Origin of the sequence: Burkholderia sp. BCC1640 (assembly GCF_902833125.1) — a bacterium.
Lineage (GTDB): Bacteria > Pseudomonadota > Gammaproteobacteria > Burkholderiales > Burkholderiaceae > Burkholderia > Burkholderia diffusa.
Map to the genome: position 1 here is coordinate 1 of NZ_CADFEF010000172.1, position 447 is coordinate 447.

Sequence of the window (447 nt, forward strand, 5' to 3'; positions counted from 1 at the left end):
GACGACATCTCGATCGTCGAATTCGAGCCGGCACGCGGCACCATCGACGTGTTCTCGTCGATGTACCCGCTGGTGCGCACCTTCATCAACCGCCTGCAGGAAGTGCAGACCACCGCCGACCTGGCCGAGCTGGCCGCCGACGAGGTGCACCGGATCACCGGCTTCGGCCGCACCCTGGTCTACAACTTCGACGACGACGGCAACGGCCACGTGATCGCCGAGCGCATCGATCCCGGCTACGCCTCCTACGCGGACCAGCACTTCCCGGCTTCCGACATTCCCGCCCAGGCCCGCGCGCTCTACATGCGCAACCGGATCCGCCTGATCGCCGACGCCAACTACCGGCCGGTGCGGCTGGTGCCGCCGCGCCATCCCGCCACCCAGCGCCCCACCGACCTGACCTACGCCTCGCTGCGCAGCATCTCGCCGGTGCACGTGCAGTACATG

The 447-nt window shown here is 68.5% G+C and carries 1 pseudogene; it reads left to right on the plus strand.

Annotated elements, in window-relative coordinates:
• Positions 1–447, plus strand: a pseudogene (locus HWX25_RS33060) (ATPase); the annotation flags it as partial.